Below are 18850 nucleotides of genomic sequence, written 5' to 3' on the forward strand. Positions count from 1 at the left end.
AGTTGGCAGCGACGCCGGGATATTGGGCGACCCCGGCGTCATGGAACGGACCCCCTTGTGAGCGGTGGCATCACGTGGGGGTCCGTCTTCGTCGTACGGCCTCTTACTCGACGGTGACCGACTTGGCGAGGTTGCGCGGCTTGTCGATGTCGCGGCCCAGGGCCAACGCCGTGTGGTAGGCGAGGAGTTGGAGGGGGATGCCCATCAGGATCGGGTCGAGCTCGTCCTCGTTCTTGGGGACGACGATCGTCTGGTCGGCCTTCTCCTGCTCCTGGTGGGCGACGGCGAGGATCTGGCCGCTGCGGGCCTTGATCTCCTCCAGGGCGGCGCGGTTCTTCTCCAGCAGGTCGTCGTCGGGGACGATGGCGACCGTCGGGAGGGCGGGCTCGATGAGCGCCAGCGGGCCGTGCTTGAGCTCGGAGGCGGGGTAGGCCTCCGCGTGGATGTAGGAGACCTCCTTGAGCTTCAGGGAGGCCTCACGGGCGACCGGGTAGCCCCGGACGCGGCCGATGAAGAGCATCGAGCGGGCCTCGGCGTACTGCTCGGCCAGCTTCTTGATCTCCTCCTCCTGCTCCAGCATCTCGGAGATCTGGGCGGGGAGCTTGCGCAGGCCCGCGATGATCCGCTTGCCGTCGCGGACGGAGAGGTCGCGGGTGCGGCCCAGGTGCAGCGCCAACAGGGCGAAGGCGACGGTGGTGTTGGTGAAGCACTTGGTGGAGACGACGCAGACCTCGGGGCCCGCGTGGACGTAGATGCCGCCGTCCGCCTCACGGGCGATCGCCGAACCGACGACGTTCACCACACCCAGCACCCGCGCGCCCTTGCGCTTCAGCTCCTGGACGGCCGCCAGCACGTCGTAGGTCTCGCCGGACTGGGAGACGGCGATGTAGAGGGTGTCGGGGTCGACGACCGCGTTGCGGTAGCGGAACTCGGAGGCCGGCTCGGCGTCCGCGGGGATACGGGCCAGCTCCTCGATCATCTGGGCGCCGATCATGCCCGCGTGGTACGAGGTGCCGCAGCCGAGGATCTTGACGCGGCGGATCTGGCGCGCCTCGCGGGCGTCCAGGTTGAGGCCGCCGAGGTGCACGGTGGAGAAGCGGTCGTCGATCCGGCCGCGCAGCACGCGGTCCACGGCGTCGGCCTGCTCGTGGATCTCCTTGTGCATGTAGGTGTCGTGGCCGCCCATGTCGTACGAGGCGGCCTCCCACTCCACGGTGGTGGGCTCGGCCGTGGTGCGGGTGCCCTCCGTGGTGTAGGTGCGGAAGTCGTCGGCCTTGAGGGTGGCCATCTCGCCGTCGTCGAGGGTGACGATCTGGCGGGTGTGGGCGACCAGAGCGGCTATGTCCGAGGCGACGAACATCTCCTTCTCGCCGATGCCGAGCACGACGGGGGAGCCGTTGCGGGCCACGACGATCCGGTCGTTGAAGTCGGCGTGCATGACGGCGATGCCGTAGGTGCCCTCGACGATCCGCACCGCCTGGCGGACCTTCTCCTCCAGGGTGGTGGCCTGGGAGCGGGCGATGAGGTGGGTGAGGACCTCGGTGTCGGTCTCGGAGAGGAACTCGACGCCGTCCGCCTCCAGCTTCCTGCGCAGGTCGGAGGCGTTGTCGATGATGCCGTTGTGGACGACGGCGACCTTGTTGTCGGCCGACATGTGCGGGTGGGCGTTCACGTCGGACGGGGCGCCGTGGGTGGCCCAGCGGGTGTGGGCGATGCCGGTGGTGCCCTTGAAGCGCGCGGGGACCTTGGCCTCCAGGTCACGGACCCGGCCCTTGGCCTTGACCATCTTCAGGCCGGCCGTCTTGGGCGAGGTGACGACTATGCCCGCGGAGTCGTAGCCCCGGTACTCCAGGCGCTGCAGGCCCTCGAGGAGCAGCGGCGCGACGTCGCGCTTGCCGATGTAACCGACAATCCCGCACATATATACGTATCCCGTTTCAGCCGTAGACGATGCGGCGCAGCTGCCTGAGCGTGAGCTCCGGTGGTGCGACCGCCCGGTATTTCAGGTCCGCCTCGATCTGTTCGAAGATCGCCGCGTTGACCAGGCCCTGGGCCTGGAGCTCGCGGTGGCGGCGACGGACGTACTCCTCGGTCGTCTCGTCGAAGTAGGCGAGCACGTCCTGGATCACGCGCAGCGCCTCGCCCCGGTTGAGGGGCGAGGATCGCGTCAGGTGATCAACAAGTTCGTCGTGCACTCGGTAGATCCTGGGGTACCGGAGGGCGTTTCGCAAGAATCCTGCCCGATATCGGGCAGGGTGCTGTTACTCGCCCTTGAGGGAACGTTGAACGTGTTATGAGTGCCTGTTCGTGCGCCGTCCACCCCGGGGGCCTGTGTCCCGTCGCCTGAGGCGACGACTCTCGGACGCCATGGACATTCCTCGCACCCCGGCGGGGGCCCGCCGTGCCATGTGACCCCGGTGACCGGGCAGGCGGTCCTCGCGCGTCACAGGCGCTTGAGGACCGCCTGCTTGGCCAGGGCGAACTCCTCGTCCGTGAGCACTCCGGACCGGTGGAGGTCACCCAGTTCGCGCAGGCGGCGCAGCAGGGCGTCGTGGTCCTCCTCCGGGGCGGGCCGGTCCGCGGCCGGCGCGGGCAGCTGCTTCGGCGCCGGGGTCGCCGGGTGTGGGAGCCGCGCCTGCACGGCCGCCGCGACCAGGGCCATCAGCGGATCCTTCTTGAAGCCCCACAGCTCCACGGAGTTGGGGTCGTACTTGGGCGGGGCCTTGGTCGGCGCGTTCCGCACGGTGAAGCGGAGGTAGCCGTTCTCCAGGCCGACCGAGGGGTGCCACTCGACGCCCGCTATGTCCGCCAGGGAGAGCGTGCGCGCCCCGGCGGCGGCCTTCGCGTCCTCCGTCTTCCAGTTCCACTCCAGCCGTACGTGGTCGCCGTCGAAGCTCGCGGTGCCGTCCCCGGCGGAGACGGAGAGCGGGACGGCCGGACCGGTGAGGAGGTAGGAGTCGACCGCGTCGGTCGGGACCTCGTCCAGGAGCAGCGCGTTGCGGATCTCGTCCACGAAGTACTCGGCGACGCCGTAGCGGTCGGCGTCGACGCTCAGCTGGTACGGGTCGTTGGTGTCGGTGAGCCGTCCGCCGGTCGCCTGGAGGAGCGGGTCGGAGCCGTCGCGCAGCCGTAGCCGCAGCCGTCCGGACCTCCTGCCCTGCTCGAAGGAGATGCCCGCCAACGCGCCCAGTGGGACGGCCAGTTCACCCAGTGTCTTGCGGAGCAGGCTCACGCTCTTGTCACGGCCGGGGGTCAGCCGCAGTGTGTCGCCGTCGAAGGTCCACGTGCCGTCCCGCTGGAGGATTTCCGCCATGCGGGGATTCTTCCACCGGCTGCGGGGAGAGATGGTCTAGACCTGGAGGGGGTGGAGGGGTGATGGTGGGGAGCGCACCGTTCGATACGTGGAGGGAGCTCGTCGTGAGATCGCACCACAGATCGACCCGCCTTCTCGGCTCGCTGCTGCTGGTGGTGACGGCCGGGATCTTCGCCGTGGGAGCCGCACCCGTGTCCGAGAACGCCCCTGCCGACGCCGCCCCGGTCCCGCTCGGGCAGGTGATCCCGGCCCCCGCCTCGGTCCGGGCCGACGGATCGCCGTACCGGCTGACGAGCGGTACGCGCATCGTCGTGGACGGCGGGCCCGAGGCGCGCCGGGTGGGGGAGTACCTCGCCGGGATCCTGCGGCCCTCGACGGGGTACCGGCTGCCGGTCACCGAACGTCAGGAGGCCGGAATCCGCCTCCGGTTGGCCCCGGGGGAGACGGGTCTCGGCCAGGAGGGCTACCGGCTGCGGAGCGGCAGGTCCGGCGTCACCCTCACCGCCCGCGCGCCCGCCGGGCTGTTCCACGCCGTCCAGACCCTGCGCCAACTGCTGCCCGCCGCCGTCGAGGAGGACTCCGTGCGGCCGGGCCCCTGGCTGATCGCGGGCGGCACGATCGAGGACACCCCGCGCTACGGCTGGCGCGGCGCGATGCTGGACGTCTCCCGCCACTTCTTCACCGTCGGCCAGGTCAAGCGCTACATCGACCAGTTGGCGCTCTACAAGTTCAACAAGCTGCATCTGCACCTCTCCGACGACCAGGGCTGGCGCATCGCGATCGACTCCTGGCCGCGTCTCGCCTCGTACGGCGGCTCCACACAGGTCGGCGGCGGCCCCGGCGGCCACTACAGCAAGGCCGACTACCGCGAGATCGTCCGCTACGCGGCCTCGCGCCACCTCGAAGTCGTCCCCGAGATCGACATGCCGGGCCACACCAACGCGGCGCTCGCCTCCTACGCCGAGCTGAACTGCGACGGCGTCGCGCCCCCGCTCTACACCGGCACCGAGGTCGGCTTCAGCTCCCTGTGCGTCGGCAAGGACGTGACGTACGACTTCGTGGACGACGTCGTACGGGAGCTGGCCGCGCTGACACCGGGGCGGTATCTGCACATCGGCGGCGACGAGGCGCACTCCACCAGCCACGAGGACTATGTGAAGTTCATGGACCGGGTGCAGCCGGTCGTCGAGCGGTACGGGAAGACCGTGGTCGGCTGGCATCAGTTGACCGGGGCGACACCGGCGCGCGGCGCGCTCGCGCAGTACTGGGGACTCGACAGCACGGGCGCGGAGGAGAAGGAGCGGGTCGTCGCGGCGGCGCGCAACGGCACCGGCGTCGTGCTCTCGCCCGCCGACCGGATCTACCTCGACATGAAGTACGACAAGGACACGCCGCTGGGGCTCGACTGGGCCGGGTACGTGGATGTGCGGCGGTCGTACGACTGGGATCCGGGGAGCTATCTGGAGGGGGTGCCGGCGGCGGCTGTCCGGGGCGTCGAGGCGCCGTTGTGGACGGAGACGATCGTGACGCCGGCCGACATGGATGTCATGGTGTTCCCGAGGTTGCCGGGGGTCGCCGAGTTGGGGTGGGCGCCTGCCTCCGCGCTCGACTGGGACGGTTACCGGGGGCGGCTCGCCGCTCAGGGGCCGCGGTGGGAGGCGCTCGGGATCGGTTACTTCCGGGCGCCGCAGGTGCCGTGGCCCGCGCCCTAGCTGACGGGGTGCTATTCCCGTGCCCCGAATGGGCGGGATGCGACGTCCAGGGCCCGGCGCTAGCATGAAATGAAAGGGCCGCGCGAGCCCAGTGCCCGATGGCCGGATGCCGAATTCCCGCGACGTCGCCTCGCGTTCCTCGCGTTCCTCGCATTCCTTGTGTTTCGTCGCACACCTTCGTGCCGCACGTTTTCTGGGCCCGCGCACCGCGGAAAAGGAGATGGGGCACGATGGGTCAGACGGACACCCTCATCGCCATCGAGAAGACCGAAGTGGGATACCGCGAAGGCTTCTCGAACGGCCACTACAACAACCGTCAGAAGTTCTCCCCCGCAGTCCCCGGACTGGAGTGGTCGCAGAACCAGGCCTGGTGCCAGACCTTCCAGTCCTGGGCCTTCCAGCAGGCCGGTGTGAAGAGCCTGGCTCCGGTGACCGCCTCGTGCATCGCGGCGGTCAACTGGTACAAGAGCCGCGGCAGGTTCTCGTACTATCCCGCGATCGGGGCGATGGTGTTCTTCGGTTCTTCGGGCGGGCAGCACGTCGGGCTCGTCCACAAGTACGACGCGGACTACACGTACACCATCGAGGGGAACACAAACGCCAACGGTTCGGCCGAGGGCAACGGGGTGTACCTGAAAAAGCGTGCCCGCCGGGACGCCTATCTCTATGGATACGGGCTGCCGCAATTCGAGGAGGGAGTCGTCACGGCCGATCCGGGGCTGAAGAACAAACCCGGATTCACGTACATGGCCACCGCCGTCTCCCGTGAGTCCGACGGCCTGTTCGAGGCAGAGGCCGAGGAGGCGCTGCCCTGGGTGTCCACGCACCAGATCACCTGGGCGGCCACCCACCCCACGGCCGAGGACCAGGTCGCGGGCAACGGCCACGGCTCGGCTGCGGACGACGTCGCTCTCGTCCAGGACGCGCTGGAGAAGGTCATGGGCGTCGCCCCGGACGACCCGCACTCCGTCTTCGAGGCGGAGACACAGGAACTCTTCGAGCGGTTCCGCACGGAGAAACTCGGGCACTACGGGCCGGACGGCCACGGCGTACCCCAGGCCGGGGAACTGGCCGAACTGGGCCGGCGGTCGGACCTGTTCAACGTCCGGGCCGGCTCCTCCCCCGCCGTGGAGCAGCCCTGGGTCAGCCTGAACCAGGTGGTCTGGGCCTCGACGCACAGTGCCGAGGAGGAGCGGGCGCAGCCGGGCGGGGACGCCAGTCCCAAGGCCGATGTGGCTCTGGTGCAGGACGGGCTGGAGAAGGTCATGCACACCGTCGCGGCCGACGAACGAGGGATCTTCGAGACCGGGACCCAGGCCCTCTACGACGAGTTCCGCCGGACGGTGCTGCACTTCTCCGGCAGTGACGCCGTCGGGACCCCGGGCATGCAGTCGCTGACGGAACTCGGGCAGCGCGCCGGACTGTTCCGGGTCCGTGCCGCGTACCCGGCGGGCGGGCCGACGGGCGGGGGCGGTATCGAGGGCATGGGGCAGATCGACCCGAAACAGGTGACGTTCCACCGGTTCACGGGCGAGGGCACGCCCGAGGAGTGGATCGACCAGGCCGCCACGGCTGCGGGGGTCCAGCCGAGCCAGTACTGGGTGAAGGGCTTCAAGACAGCCATCGCGCGTGAGTCGTCGGGCAACCCCAACGCCTGCAATCTGTGGGACACCAACGCCATAACTCCTGCCGGCTTCAGCAAGGTCAAGGACTACGGGGACGGCTACCGCAAGAACGGGCCAATCGTGCGGCTCAACGGCGCGCTCACGCACTTCCAGTGCTCCCGGGGCATCGTGCAGTGCATCCCCCAGACCTTCGCCCAGCGCCACGCCCCCGGTACCTCGGTGAACATCTACGATCCGGTGGCATGCATCGCCGCCGCGATGCGGTACGTCCGCAACCGGTACGGCGTCACCGCCGACGGGTCCAATCTCGCCAAGCGGGTCCAGCAGTTCGACCCCAGCCGGCCTCCCCGCGGATACTGACGGCGAGGGTCGGCGGACTACGACGGGCACCTCGGAGGACCGTACTCCGAGGTGCCCGTCTGTCTGTGGGGGCCGTGCGGTGCCGGGGCTACAGGCCCGCGATGGGGTTCTTCAGGTTGCCGACGAGCTGTAGTGCGCCCGCCGGGTCCGCGAGGTCGACCATCTGCTTGTTGTTGCGCAGCTGGAGGCGGTTGAGGCAGGACAGCGCGAACTCGGGGGCGAACATGTCGTACTGGGCGAACTTGTCGGCGAGTTCGGGCATCGCGTGCCGGTAGTCGCGGACGGTCTCGGCGACCGTGCGCCAGAAGTCCTCCTCGTCCAGGACGCCCTCCTCGGCGAGGTTCGCGGCCAGGAAGCGGAAGAAGCAGTCGAAGACGTCCGTGAAGATCGAGAGGAGCTTCTTGTCCTCGGGGACGTCCACGCGGAGGCGTTCGACCGTCGGCGGGAGCACCGCGTCCGGGTCCATGACCGCGATCTCCTCGGCGATGTCCTTGTAGATCGCCCGCTCGACGACACCGTCCTTCAGAACGAGGATGACGTTCTCGCCGTGCGGCATGAAGACGAGGTCGTAGGCGTAGAAGCTGTGCAGGAGCGGGGTGAAGTACGCCTTCAGGTAGCGGCGCAGCCACTCCGTGGGGGTCAGGCCCGAGCGGGCGATCAGTGCCGCCGCGAAGCCCCTGCCCTCGTGGTCGACGTGGACCAGGGAGGCCATCGTCGCCAGGGACTCGCCCTCCTGGAGGGACGACACCGGGCTCTCGCGCCACAGCGCGGCCAGCATCTTGCGGTACGGGGAGAACTTGTCGGTGGCGGCCTCGTACTCCAGGTGCCGGTAGCCGACGGCCGCCCGCTCGCGGATGATCGACAGGCCGGTGGACTTCAGGACCGGGTCGTTGTCGATGAGACCGGCCAGCCAGTCGTTGATCGCCGGGGTGGCCTCCATGTACGCCGCCGACAGGCCGCGCATGAAGCCCATGTTGAGGACGGACAGGGCCGTCTTGACGTAGTGCTTGCCGGGGGCCGAGCTGTTGAAGAACGTCCGGATCGACTGCTGGGCCAGGTACTCGTCGTCGCCCTCACCGAGGCACACCAGGTTCTGCTGGGCGACCTCGGCGGCGAAGGTGACGCTGAGCTTGTTCCACCACTGCCAGGGGTGGACGGGGATGAAGAGGTAGTCGGCGGGGTCCAGCTCCAGCTCCGTGAGGACGGAGTGGAAGCGGTCGACGGTCTCCGCGCCCAGCTCGTCCCGGAGGAACGCCTCGTACTCGATGCCGACGCCCGCCGTGAACGCCGCCCGTGAGCGGTGCGCGGCCAGCCAGACCAGGCGGACGGGGCTCGCCGTCTCGGGGGCGTACGACAGGTACTCGTGGACGCCGAAGCCGAGGCGGCCGTTGTTGGCGACGAAGCAGGGGTGGCCCTCGGTCATCCCGGTCTCGATGGCCTGGAAACCGGCGTCCACCAGCTCGGCGACCGGCGTCTGCGGCTTGGTGAGCTTGTAGCAGGTGCCGGACAGGGTGGAGGAGATCTCCTCCAGGTAGACCGGGAGGATCTCGTCGCTCAGGCCGAGGGACCCCTTCAGCTCGATGAAGAAGTCCAGGGCGGCGAGGGGGAGGTCGACGCCGTCCCGGCGACGGGTGATCGAGTCGGCGTCGACCTGCCAGTGGTCGAGGGCGCGTCGGACGGCGGTGAACCCGTAGCGGGTCGCACCGTCGTCGCTGCGGACCTCGAAGCGGCCGTCGGCGGTGGCCTCCGGCGTGATGAGCCGCTCGTGGGCGAACTCGGCGAGGGCCTTGCGGACGAGCAGGCGGTTGGCCCGTGCCCAGCGGTGGGGGGACAGATGCGCCACGGCGTCGGACAGGGTCATACGGCTACTCCTCGGGCAGCCAGGCTCTGGCTGCGAAAGAACTGCTCTCGCGTGCAGAAGCTCAGCAGTGCGCGCTTCTCCGGCTTGTCGATCTCGCGGTCGGGGACGAAACCGACGACTTCGTTGAGGGCGTGGACCGCCTTGTTGGACACGTCCGGCTCGACGACGACCCGGTGGGTGGCGGGGTCCTCGAAGAGGTGCGCCATCACGGCGGTGATGACGGACCGGGTGAAGCCGTGCACCGGGGTGTCCGTCGGCGGCACCAGGAAGTGCATGCCGACGTCGCCGGGCTCGGGCTCGTACAGGCCCACCAGCTCGCGGTGGGCGGGGTCGTACTTCTCCATGAGGAACGCGGGTTCGCCGTCCAGCAGCCCCAGCAGGGCGTGGTGGTGGGGGTCGGCCGCGATCTCCATGTACGCCCGCTCGACCTCCTCCAGCCGGGCGTCCTGCATCATCCAGTACGCGGCTTTCGGGTGGGTGACCCAGCCGTGCAGCAGTTCGGCGTCCTTCAGCGGGTCCAGGGGGCGGAAGGTGAAGGTCATACCGCGAACTCCTGGAAGGCGATGGTCTTCTCGACGGGGTAGTACTCGGTGCCGAGCAGCTCGCGGATGATGTACGAGTTCCGGTACGGGCCCATGCCCAGGTCGGGCGAGGTGATGCTGTGGGTGTGGACGCCGGCGTTCTGCAGGAAGATTTCGCGGCCGGTGGTGTCGATCGCGTAGTTGCGGGCCACGTCGAAGTTTCCCCGCGAGTCGTAGCGCAGCCGGTCGCGGACGGGCCTGAGGAACTCCGGCTCGGCGTACCTGTAGCCGGTGGCGAGGATCAGGCCCTGCGAGGTCAGCTCGAAGTCTTTCTCCTGCTCCTCCTGGCGCAGCCCGAGGGTGTACGTGCCGTTCTCGTGACGGGCGCTGTGGAGTGCGGAGTTGGTGAGCAGCCGGGTGGGGAGCGGGCCGCCCAGGCTCTTCTGGTAGAGCAGGTCGAAGATCTCGTTGATGAGGTCTCCGTCGATGCCCTTGAAGAGCCCCTTCTGCTCCTGGGTGAGGCGGTAGCGGGTGGGCTCCGGCAGCTCACGGAAGTAGTCGACGTACTCCGGGGAGGTCATCTCCAGCGTGAGCTTGGTGTATTCGAGGGGGAAGAAGCGCGGGGAGCGCGTCACCCAGTTCAGCTGGTAGCCGTGGACGTCGATCTCGCTGAGCAGGTCGAGGTAGATCTCGGCGGCCGACTGCCCGGACCCGACCAAGGTGATCGACTTCTTCTTCTGCAACTCCTCCTTGTGGGCCATGTAACGGGAGTTGTGGATGAAGTCGCCGCCGAGGCCCTGGGCCGCCTCCGGGATGTACGGGGGCGTACCGGTGCCCAGGACCAGCCGCCGGGCGCGCAGGACGTCCCCGTCGGCCGTGCGCACGGCGTAGACCTCGTCCTCGTACGTCACCTCCGTCACCGTGGTGCTGAAGCGGACGTTGCTCAGCCGGCCGGCGGCCCAGCGGCAGTAGTCGTCGTACTCGACCCGCAGGGGGTAGAAGTTCTCGCGGATGTAGAACGAGTACAGGCGGCCCGAGTCCTTCAGGTAGTTCAGGAAGGAGTACGGGGACGTCGGGTCGGCGAGGGTGACCAGGTCCGACATGAACGGGGTCTGGAGGTGGGCTCCGTCGAGGAACATCCCCGAGTGCCACTCGAAGTTCGGCTTCGAGTCCAGGAAGATCCCGTCGAGTTCGGCGATGGGCTCGGTGAGGCAGGCGAGGCCGAGGTTGAAGGGTCCCAGTCCGATGCCGATGAAGTCGTAGGTCTGCACGGCGGGTTCAGGAAGCGACGCGGTCAAGGGATTCTCCCAGGTACTGCTCGGCATGGCCGGCGATCAGATCGAGCACGGTGGCGATGTCCTCGGCCGTGGTCTCGGGGTTGAGCAGGGTGAACTTCAGGTAGTGGCGACCGCCGACCTTGGTGCCCGCGACCACGGCGTCGCCGGAGGCGAACAGGGCCTTGCGGGCGTACAGGTTGGCGCGGTCGATCTCCGCCGGGTCGGTGACGGCCTCGGGGATGTAGCGGTAGACCAGTGTGGAGAGCTGGGGCTCGACGACGACGTCGTAGCGCGGGTCGGCGGCGAGCAGTTTCCAGCCCTCCTCCGCCAGGTCGCAGACCTCGTCGAAGAGCTGGCCGATGCCGTCGGCGCCCATCGTGCGCAGTGTCATCCACAGCTTGAGCGCGTCGAAGCGGCGGGTGGTCTGCAGGGACTTGTCGACCTGGTTGGGGACGCGCTCGGTGACCATACGGCGCGGGTTGAGGTACTCCGCGTGGTAGGTGGCGTGGCGCAGGGTGCTCCCGTCGCGGACCAGGACGGCGGACGAACTCACCGGCTGGAAGAAGGACTTGTGGTAGTCCACGGTGACGGAGTCGGCGCGCTCGATGCCGTTCAGCAGGTCGCGGCGCTTGCGGGAGACGAGGAGGCCGCAGCCGTAGGCCGCGTCGACGTGCATCCAGGTGTCGTACTGGGCGCACAGCTCGGCTATCTCGGGCAGCGGGTCTATGGAGCCGAAGTCGGTGGTGCCGGAGGTGGCGACGACGGCCATGGGGACGAGGCCGTCGTTCCTGCAGCGCTCCAGCTCCCGGGCGAGCGCCAGGGTCTGCATGCGCTTGTCGCCGTCGACCGGGATGGAGACGACCGCGTCCTGGTCCAGGCCCAGCAGTTTCGCGGACTTCTTCACACTGAAGTGGCTGACCTCGGAGGCGAAGATCCGCAGTTTGGCGGTGCTGTCGGTCTTGGCCTCCTCCCGGGCGAGGAGCAGGGCCTGGAGGTTGGACTGCGAGCCGCCGGAGGTGAAGACGCCGTCGGCGGCGGGACCGAACCCGATGCGCTCATTGGTCCAGTCGATCAGTTTGCGCTCGATCAGGGTGCCGCCGGCCGACTGGTCCCAGGTGTCCAGGGAGGAGTTGACGGCGGAGAGGACCGCCTCGCCGAGCACGGCCGGGATGACGACCGGGCAGTTGAGGTGGGCGAGGTAGCGCGGGTGGTGGAAGTAGACCGCGTCGCGCAGGTACACGTCCTCCAGCTCGTCGAGGACGGCGGCCGTGTCGTGCAGCGGCTTGTCGAGGTCGATCTTCTCGATGAGGGGAGAGAGGGCGTCGACGGTGACACCGGTGAACGGTCGTTCGGTGGTGGCGAGTTTGGCCGCCACCCGCTCCACGCCTTCGGTCACGGTGCGGCGGTACCGCTCCGCGGTCGTGTCATTGAGCAGGTGCGAGCGCATGGGGAGGTCCTCCGAGCGGGGCGGTCCGGGTGGGACGGAGAAGTGAGTGGGGGGTGACATCACGTCGTCCAACTTAGGTAAGCCTAACCTAATTAACTTGCGGGAAACCCGGGCTCGTCCGTGACCGTGGTCACTTCGAACTACTCGCCGCGCTCCCGCAACTGTTCCTCCGTCAGACCCTCGCGCCAGTACCCGACGAAGGTGACGCGCCGCTTGTCGATCCCGCGCTCCCGCACGAGATGACGGCGCAACTCCTTCACCCGGCCGGAATCGCCGGCGATCCAGGCGTACGGCGCCTCGCTGGAGGGCAGTCGGGCGGCGCGGACGGCGTCGAGGGCGGTGGGCGCGCCCTCGGTCCGCACCAGCCAGGTGATCTCGGCGTCGGCCGCGGTGGTCAGGTCCTGGATGTCCCCCGCGTGGTGGACCTCCAGCCAGACCCGGGCCGGGGTGCCGGCCGGCAGCGACTCCAGGATCGCGGAGGCGGCGGGCAGCGCCGTGTCGTCACCCCGGATCAGCACCAGATCGGTGTCCACCGGCGGACGGAACCGGATCGCGCGGTTGTCGGCGATCGCGGGCCCGAGCAGGACGACCCGGTGGCCAGGAGCGGCTTGGGAAGCCCACCGTGAGGCCGGCCCGGCGGGCACGGCCGCCCCCGGCTCGACCCCGTGCAGCACGAAGTCGATGTCGATCTCGACGGTGTCCCCGTGGGCGTCCGCGCGGAGCCCCCGCAGGGTGTACGAACGCATCACCGCCCGCACGTCGTCCGGCAGTTCGCGCCACGCCTGCCACCAGCCGTCGCCCAACTCGTAGGGGACGGCCGGGACTTCCTGCCCGGGATGCGGCAGGAACAACGACAGCGACTGGTCCCTGCCGTCGGAGTGGAAGAACCGCAGATCGTCCCCCGCGAACGAGACACGCACAAGAGACGGCCCCAGCCGCTCCGTCCGCACGACCTGAAGGGAGAAGAAACGGAAGGGAGCGGCTACGGCCGTCGTCATGGGGGGCTCCTGGGTAGGGGCGGGAGCGTGTGGGGGTTCGTGGGTGGGTTCGTGGGCGGGTGCGGGTCCGGTGGGGCTTCTCGCGCAGTTCCCCGCGCCCCTAAGAGCAACGGCCCCTGCCTTTTCAGGGGCGCGGGGAACTGCGCGACGCGCCCCCACCGAACCCGCACCCGCCCCCCCGGGCCTCAGCCCTAGCTGACCTTCTTCGCCTTCTCGATCGCCTCGGCCAGCTCTTCGAGAAGCGGCGCGCACTTGTCGTAGGACAGGATCGGCTCGGGGTTACGCCCGATGACCTGCCCCGCCTTCACCGCGGGAAGCTTCTTCCACGTCGCCTCCTCGATCGCGTCCGGCTGGATCGCCGACGTGCGGTTGTCCATGATGATGACGTCCGCGGCGTACTTGTCGACGTTCTCCCAGCTGAGGTTCTCGAACCAGCCCCCGCTGGCCTTCAGCGCGGCGGCGCTCGGCTCGACGAAGTTCACGCCGAGGGCCTTGAAGTACTCCAGGTCGATGGAGAGGTTCGAGCCGGAGACGTAGAAGATGTCCTGGCTGGCGGAGCCGGCGAGCACCTTGATGTCGGGCTTGGCCTTGGTGGCCGCGCGCAGCCGGGCGGCCGCGTCCTCGAACCGCTTCTTCGCGGCGGTGATCTTCTCGGACTCCGCGTCCGCGCCGAGCGACTTGGCCAGCTCCAGCATGCGCTGCAGCGGCTCGGTCAGCTGACGGTCGTACACGGAGATGCCGACGCTCGGCGCGAGCTTGGCGATCTTGTCCTTGGAGGCCTCGGGCACGTACCAGAGAGTGCCGGCGTCGTCGAACAGCGTGGTGATGAGGACGTCGGGGGCGAGGGCGGCGTACTTCTCGACGTTGAACTCGTCCCAGACGTTGCCGAGGATCTCGACCTTGCTGATGTCGAGGTCGCCGGCCTGGACGTCGGCCTTGCCGTCCGTCGTCTTCGTCGGGCCGAAGACGCCCTTGACGCCGATGCCGTAGTCGTGGAGCGCGGCGGCGACGCCCACGAACGCGACGATGTTCGACGGCACCTTGTCGGTCTTGACGGTCTCGCCGCGGTCGTCCTTGAACGACCAGGGGCCCTTCGCGGCGGCCGTCTCCTTGTCGGAGCCAGTGCCGCTGCTCGTCGAGCTCTCGTCCCCGCAGGCGGCGAGCACGGCACCGAGACCGAATGCGCCACCGGCGGCGAGGATGCCACGGCGGGTGAGGTGAGCGGCTCTGGCGTTGGACATGTGTATGGCTACTTTCGAACGGGGCGGAGTGCCGCCCGAGGGCGAGTTCGAAGGTAGGTTAGCCTAACCTCACTGGTTGTCCAGAGGGTGGTTCCAGGTAGTGGAATGCCCAGGTCCACCCCGGCTTCAATCTTTGACTTTCCTGTGAATCGAAGGTGTGTTGGCCAGCGGGTGCGTTGTTGAGACCTGAAGAAGTGGGCTGCGTCACCAATGCGCAGGTGCTCCAACTGGCCTCACGGGCCCCGCGAAGGGGACAAAGAGGTACCCGGCTCGCGAGTGGCGAGCCGGGTGAGGGGGCGCCGGAGCCGCGCTGTCATCGCTGATTCCGGCCATCATTCGAACGTGCGCTGTCGATCGGCGGCGCTCAGCCCACCAACCCCAACTCCCGTGCGATCAGCATCCGTTGCACCTCGCTCGTGCCCTCGCCGATCTCCAGGATCTTGGAGTCGCGCCACATACGGGCGACGGGGTACTCGTTCATGAAGCCGTAGCCGCCGTGGATCTGGGTGGCCTCGCGGGCGTTGTCGACGGCGATGGTGGAGGAGTACAGCTTGGCGAGGGCCGCCTCCTTCTTGAAGGGTTCACCGGCGACGAGGCGGTAGGCCGCGTCGCGCCAGGCGAGCCGGGCCGTGTGGGCCTTCATCTCCATGTCGGCGATCTTGAACTGGATCGCCTGGTTGGCGCCGATCGGCCGGCCGAAGGCGTGCCGCTCCTTCGCGTACTTCACCGACTCGTCCACACAGCCCTGGGCGAGGCCCGTGGCGAGCGCGGAGATGGCGATCCGGCCCTCGTCGAGGATGCGCAGGAACTGGGCGTAGCCGCGGCCCTGTTCGCCGAGGAGGTTCTCCGCCGGGACCCGGACGTCGGAGAAGGACAGTTCACGTGTGTCCGAGGCGTTCCAGCCGACCTTTGAGTAGGGGGCGGCCACCGTGAAGCCCGGGGTGCCGGACGGGACGATGATCGAGGAGATCAGCGGCTTGCCCTCCGGGGTGCGGCCGGTGACCGCCGTGACCGTGACCAACCCCGTGATGTCCGTGCCCGAGTTGGTGATGAAGCACTTGCTGCCGTTGATGACCCATTCGTCTCTCGACTCGTCCAGGCGGGCGGTCGTCCGGGTCGCTCCCGCGTCCGAGCCGCCGTCGGGCTCGGTCAGGCCGAAGGCGCCCAGCATCTCGCCGGAGCAGAGCCGCGGCAGCCACTCCTCCTTCTGCGCCGGTGTGCCGAAGAGGTGGATCGGCATCGCGCCCAGGGACACCCCGGCTTCGAGGGTGATCGCCACGGACGAGTCCACCCGGGCCAGCTCCTCCAGCGCGATGCCCAGCGCCAGGTAGTCGCCGCCCATGCCGCCGTATTCCTCGGGGAACGGCAGTCCGAACAGCCCCATGCGGCCCATCTCGCGCACGATCTCGTACGGGAACTCGTGCCGCTCGTAGAAGTCGCCGATCTTGGGCGCGACGACGTCGTGCGCGAACTCCTCGACCGTGCGGCGGAGTTCTTCCAGCTCGGGGGAGAGGCGGTGGTTCATGGACGTCACTGCTCCTTGGTGTCCTCGTGGCCCTTGTCGTCCTCGTGGGACAGGGCGCGTACGGTGCGGGACGGGCTGGGTCGGCCCAGGTGTTCGGCCATCCACGCGCTGGTGGCGACGAGACGGCCGAGGTCGACGCCGGTGTCGATGCCGAGTCCGCGCAGCATCCACACGAGGTCTTCGGTGGCGAGGTTTCCGGTGGCGGACTTCGCGTACGGGCAGCCGCCGAGGCCGCCCGCGGAGGCGTCCACGGTGGTGACGCCGTGCTGGAGCGCCGCGTAGGTGTTGGCGAGGGCCTGGCCGTACGTGTCGTGGAAGTGCACGCCGAGCCTGTCGACGGGGACGTCCGCGGTGAGTTCGGTCAGCAGGGCCCGGACATGGCCCGGGGTCGCCACCCCGATCGTGTCGCCGAGGCTGAGCTCGTCGCAGCCCATGTCGAGCAGGGCGTGGCAGACCCGGGTGACCTGGGGGACCGGGACCGCGCCCTCCCAGGGGTCGCCGAAGCACATGGAGAGGTAGCCGCGGACGTGGACGCCCTCGGCCTTCGCCCGTGCCACCACCGGTGCGAACATCGCCAGTGCCTCGTCGACCGTGCGGTTGAGGTTGGCCTTGGCGAAGGACTCGGTGGCGCTCGCGAAGACGGCGACGCCGCGGGCGCCGAGCGCGAGGGCGCGGTCGAGGCCGCGCTCGTTGGGGACGAGGACGGGCAGGGCCACCGGCAGATCGCTCACCCGCGGGAACAGCTGCTCCGCGTCCGCCAGTTGGGGCACCCACTTGGGGTGGACGAAGCTGGTGGCCTCGATCGTGGTGAGCCCCGCGTCGGCCAGGCGGCGGACGAACTCCGCCTTGACCTCGGTGGGCACGGTCGACTTCTCGTTCTGCAGGCCGTCCCGGGCGCCGACCTCGTGGATGCGGACCCGGGCCGGCAGGCCGGCCTCGGGGACCGTCATGGGCAGGGTCACCGCGCCACCTCCTCGCGCTCCTCGCGCTCCTCGCGCTCCTCGCGCTCCTCGCGCTCCTCGTGCTCCTCGTTCTCTTCGTGGGGCGCGACGACCGCCAGCACCTGGTCCATGGCCACGGTCGTGCCCGGTGTCACGTCCAGCTCGGTGACCGTCCCGGCGTGCGGCGCGGAGACGACGTGCTCCATCTTCATCGCCTCCACCACCAGCAGGCTCTGACCGGCGGTCACCTCGTCCCCGACGGCCACCTTCACCACGGTGACGGTGCCGGGCATGGGGGCGGTCAGCGAGTCGGCGCCGGCGTGCGCGGACCGGCTCAGGGACGCCGCCACGGGGTCGTGGTCGCGCACGTGCCAGGCGTCGCCGTCCCGGCCGATCCAGTCGGCGGCGCGGTGGAAGGTGTGGCGGACACCGTCCAGCGTCACGGCGACCCGGTCGTCGGTGACGGTGTGGGCGCCCCGCGGGCGGTGGGTGACGGGTTCGAGTCCCGTCACGCGCAGGTCGAAGGCCGGCGGCAGGGGTTCACCGCCGAGACGCCACCCGTTCGGGACGGAGAAGGGGTCGGTCCAGCCGCTCGCGCGAGGCCGCAGTTCGTCGAGCCGTACGGCCGCGGCCGCCTCGTACACCGCCTCCGGGACTTCCGTGGAGACCAGCCCCGCCACCTCACGCTCCACCAGCCCCGTGTCCAACTCGCCCGCCATCACCGCCGGGTGGGCCAGCAGCCGTCGCAGGAACCCGGCGTTCGTCTGGACGCCGAGGGTGACCGTCTCCGCGAGGGCCGCCCGGAGCCGGCGCAGGGCGGTGGCGCGGTCGGGGCCGTACGCGATGACCTTGGAGAGCATCGGGTCGTACAGCGAGCCGACCTCCGTGCCCTCGCTGAGGCCGGAGTCCGTGCGGACGCCGTCGCCCTGGGGCTCGCGCAGCCGCAGGATCGTGCCGCCGGAGGGGAGGAAGCCGCGCGCCGGGTCCTCGGCGCAGAGGCGGGCCTCGACCGCGTGCCCCGTCAGCGTCACGTCCTGCTGCGCGAAGGCGAGCCGCTCGCCCGCCGCGACCCGCAGCTGCCACTCCACCAGGTCGACACCGGTGATCAGCTCGGTCACCGGGTGCTCGACCTGGAGCCGGGTGTTCATCTCCATGAAGTAGTACGAGGACGGGTCGCCGCCGGGGACGATGAACTCGACCGTGCCCGCGCCCGAGTAGCCGCAGGAGCGGGCCGCCTGGACGGCCGCCTCACCCATCGCCGCACGGGTCGCCTCGTCGAGCAGGACGCTCGGCGCCTCCTCGATGATCTTCTGGTGGCGGCGCTGGAGGGAGCACTCGCGCTCGCCGAGGTGGACCACGCCCCCGTGGCCGTCGGCGAGGACCTGGATCTCGATGTGCCGGGGGCGGTCGATCCACCGCTCCACGAGCAGGGTGTCGTCGCCGAAGGAGGCGCGGGCCTCGCGCCGGGCGGCGGCGATCTCGTCGGCCAGCACGGCCGCGTCCCGGACCAGCCGCATGCCCTTGCCGCCGCCGCCCGCGCTGGGCTTCAGCAGCACCGGCATGCCGATCTCCCGTGCGGCGTCGGCGAGTTCACCGTCGCTCAGGCCGCTGCCACTGGAGCCCGGCACCACCGGCACGCCGGCCGCCCGGACCGTCTCCTTGGCGCGGATCTTGTCGCCCATGAGGGAGATGGCGTCGGCGGGAGGGCCGATGAAGACCAGGCCCGCGTCGGCGCACGCCCGCGCGAACGCGGCGTTCTCGGCGAGGAAGCCGTACCCGGGGTGGACGGCCTGGGCGCCGGTGCGGGCGGCGGCCTCCAGCAGCCGCTCCGCCGACAGATAGCTCTCGGCGGCCGGTGCCGGGCCGATCCGTACCGCCGTGTCGGCCTCGCGGACGTGCCGGGCGTCGGCGTCCGCGTCGGAGTACACGGCGACGGAGCGGACGCCCAGCGCGCGGAGGGTGCGGATGACGCGGACGGCGATCTCGCCCCGGTTGGCCACCAGCACGGTGTCGAACATGGTCGGCTTCA

Annotated in this window: 14 protein-coding genes; 2 read left to right on the top strand and 12 right to left on the bottom strand. The window is 69.7% G+C overall.

What is annotated here, in order from left to right:
* Nucleotides 1-103: 103 nt before the first annotated feature.
* From glmS to ACZ9QC_RS26905, 3 genes are all read right to left on the bottom strand, one after another.
* The gene (gene glmS / locus ACZ9QC_RS26895; RefSeq protein ID WP_472915460.1) at nt 104-1921 is read right to left on the bottom strand and encodes a glutamine--fructose-6-phosphate transaminase (isomerizing); all 1818 of its coding nucleotides are present in this window, start codon (nt 1919-1921) and stop codon (nt 104-106) included.
* Nucleotides 1922-1937: 16 nt separating this feature from the next.
* Complete coding sequence (locus tag ACZ9QC_RS26900) at nt 1938-2195, bottom strand: hypothetical protein (protein WP_472915461.1); 258 nt, start codon at nt 2193-2195, stop codon at nt 1938-1940.
* A 248-nt stretch (nt 2196-2443) separates the two neighbouring features.
* Nucleotides 2444-3313 (bottom strand): DUF4429 domain-containing protein, encoded by an 870-nt coding sequence (locus ACZ9QC_RS26905; protein WP_472915462.1) that lies wholly within the window; start codon nt 3311-3313, stop codon nt 2444-2446.
* A gap of 104 nt (nt 3314-3417) precedes the next feature.
* Here ACZ9QC_RS26905 and ACZ9QC_RS26910 point away from each other — a divergent pair, with 104 nt between their 5' ends.
* On the top strand, nt 3418-5025 hold the full coding sequence (locus tag ACZ9QC_RS26910; protein WP_472915463.1) for a beta-N-acetylhexosaminidase: 1608 nt from the start codon (nt 3418-3420) through the stop codon (nt 5023-5025).
* Nucleotides 5026-5255: 230 nt separating this feature from the next.
* Nucleotides 5256-7010 carry a hypothetical protein gene (locus tag ACZ9QC_RS26915; RefSeq protein WP_472915464.1) on the top strand — a complete coding sequence of 585 codons (1755 nt, stop codon included), beginning with the start codon at nt 5256-5258 and terminating at the stop codon, nt 7008-7010.
* An 88-nt stretch (nt 7011-7098) separates the two neighbouring features.
* Here the strand turns inward: ACZ9QC_RS26915 and ACZ9QC_RS26920 are convergent, their stop codons facing one another.
* The 9 genes from ACZ9QC_RS26920 to ACZ9QC_RS26960 form a co-directional block, all read right to left on the bottom strand.
* Nucleotides 7099-8871 (bottom strand): IucA/IucC family protein, encoded by a 1773-nt coding sequence (locus ACZ9QC_RS26920; protein WP_472915465.1) that lies wholly within the window; start codon nt 8869-8871, stop codon nt 7099-7101.
* Entirely contained in the window at nt 8868-9413 is a 546-nt protein-coding gene (locus ACZ9QC_RS26925) for a GNAT family N-acetyltransferase (RefSeq protein ID WP_472915466.1), read from the bottom strand. The genes ACZ9QC_RS26920 and ACZ9QC_RS26925 overlap by 4 nt, the downstream gene beginning before the upstream one ends.
* Nucleotides 9410-10717: a lysine N(6)-hydroxylase/L-ornithine N(5)-oxygenase family protein gene (locus ACZ9QC_RS26930; protein WP_472915467.1), complete on the bottom strand. Its 1308-nt coding sequence runs from the start codon at nt 10715-10717 to the stop codon at nt 9410-9412. Before ACZ9QC_RS26930 ends, ACZ9QC_RS26925 begins: the two co-directional genes overlap by 4 nt.
* On the bottom strand, nt 10671-12116 hold the full coding sequence (gene desA / locus ACZ9QC_RS26935) for a lysine decarboxylase DesA (RefSeq protein WP_472915468.1): 1446 nt from the start codon (nt 12114-12116) through the stop codon (nt 10671-10673). The genes ACZ9QC_RS26930 and desA overlap by 47 nt, the downstream gene beginning before the upstream one ends.
* Before the next feature lie 140 nt (nt 12117-12256).
* A complete protein-coding gene (locus tag ACZ9QC_RS26940; protein WP_472915469.1) occupies nt 12257-13114 on the bottom strand; it encodes a siderophore-interacting protein in 858 nt (285 codons plus the stop codon).
* 191 nt (nt 13115-13305) lie between these two features.
* Complete coding sequence (locus ACZ9QC_RS26945) at nt 13306-14355, bottom strand: ABC transporter substrate-binding protein (protein WP_472915470.1); 1050 nt, start codon at nt 14353-14355, stop codon at nt 13306-13308.
* A gap of 364 nt (nt 14356-14719) precedes the next feature.
* Nucleotides 14720-15880 (bottom strand): acyl-CoA dehydrogenase family protein, encoded by a 1161-nt coding sequence (locus tag ACZ9QC_RS26950; protein WP_472915471.1) that lies wholly within the window; start codon nt 15878-15880, stop codon nt 14720-14722.
* Between the two features lie 5 nt (nt 15881-15885).
* On the bottom strand, nt 15886-16842 hold the full coding sequence (locus ACZ9QC_RS26955) for a hydroxymethylglutaryl-CoA lyase (protein ID WP_472915472.1): 957 nt from the start codon (nt 16840-16842) through the stop codon (nt 15886-15888).
* Nucleotides 16839-18839 carry an acetyl/propionyl/methylcrotonyl-CoA carboxylase subunit alpha gene (locus ACZ9QC_RS26960; protein WP_472921819.1) on the bottom strand — a complete coding sequence of 667 codons (2001 nt, stop codon included), beginning with the start codon at nt 18837-18839 and terminating at the stop codon, nt 16839-16841. The genes ACZ9QC_RS26955 and ACZ9QC_RS26960 overlap by 4 nt, the downstream gene beginning before the upstream one ends.
* Nucleotides 18840-18850: the final 11 nt, after the last annotated feature.

Source organism: Streptomyces sp. HUAS MS02 (genome assembly GCF_055702265.1).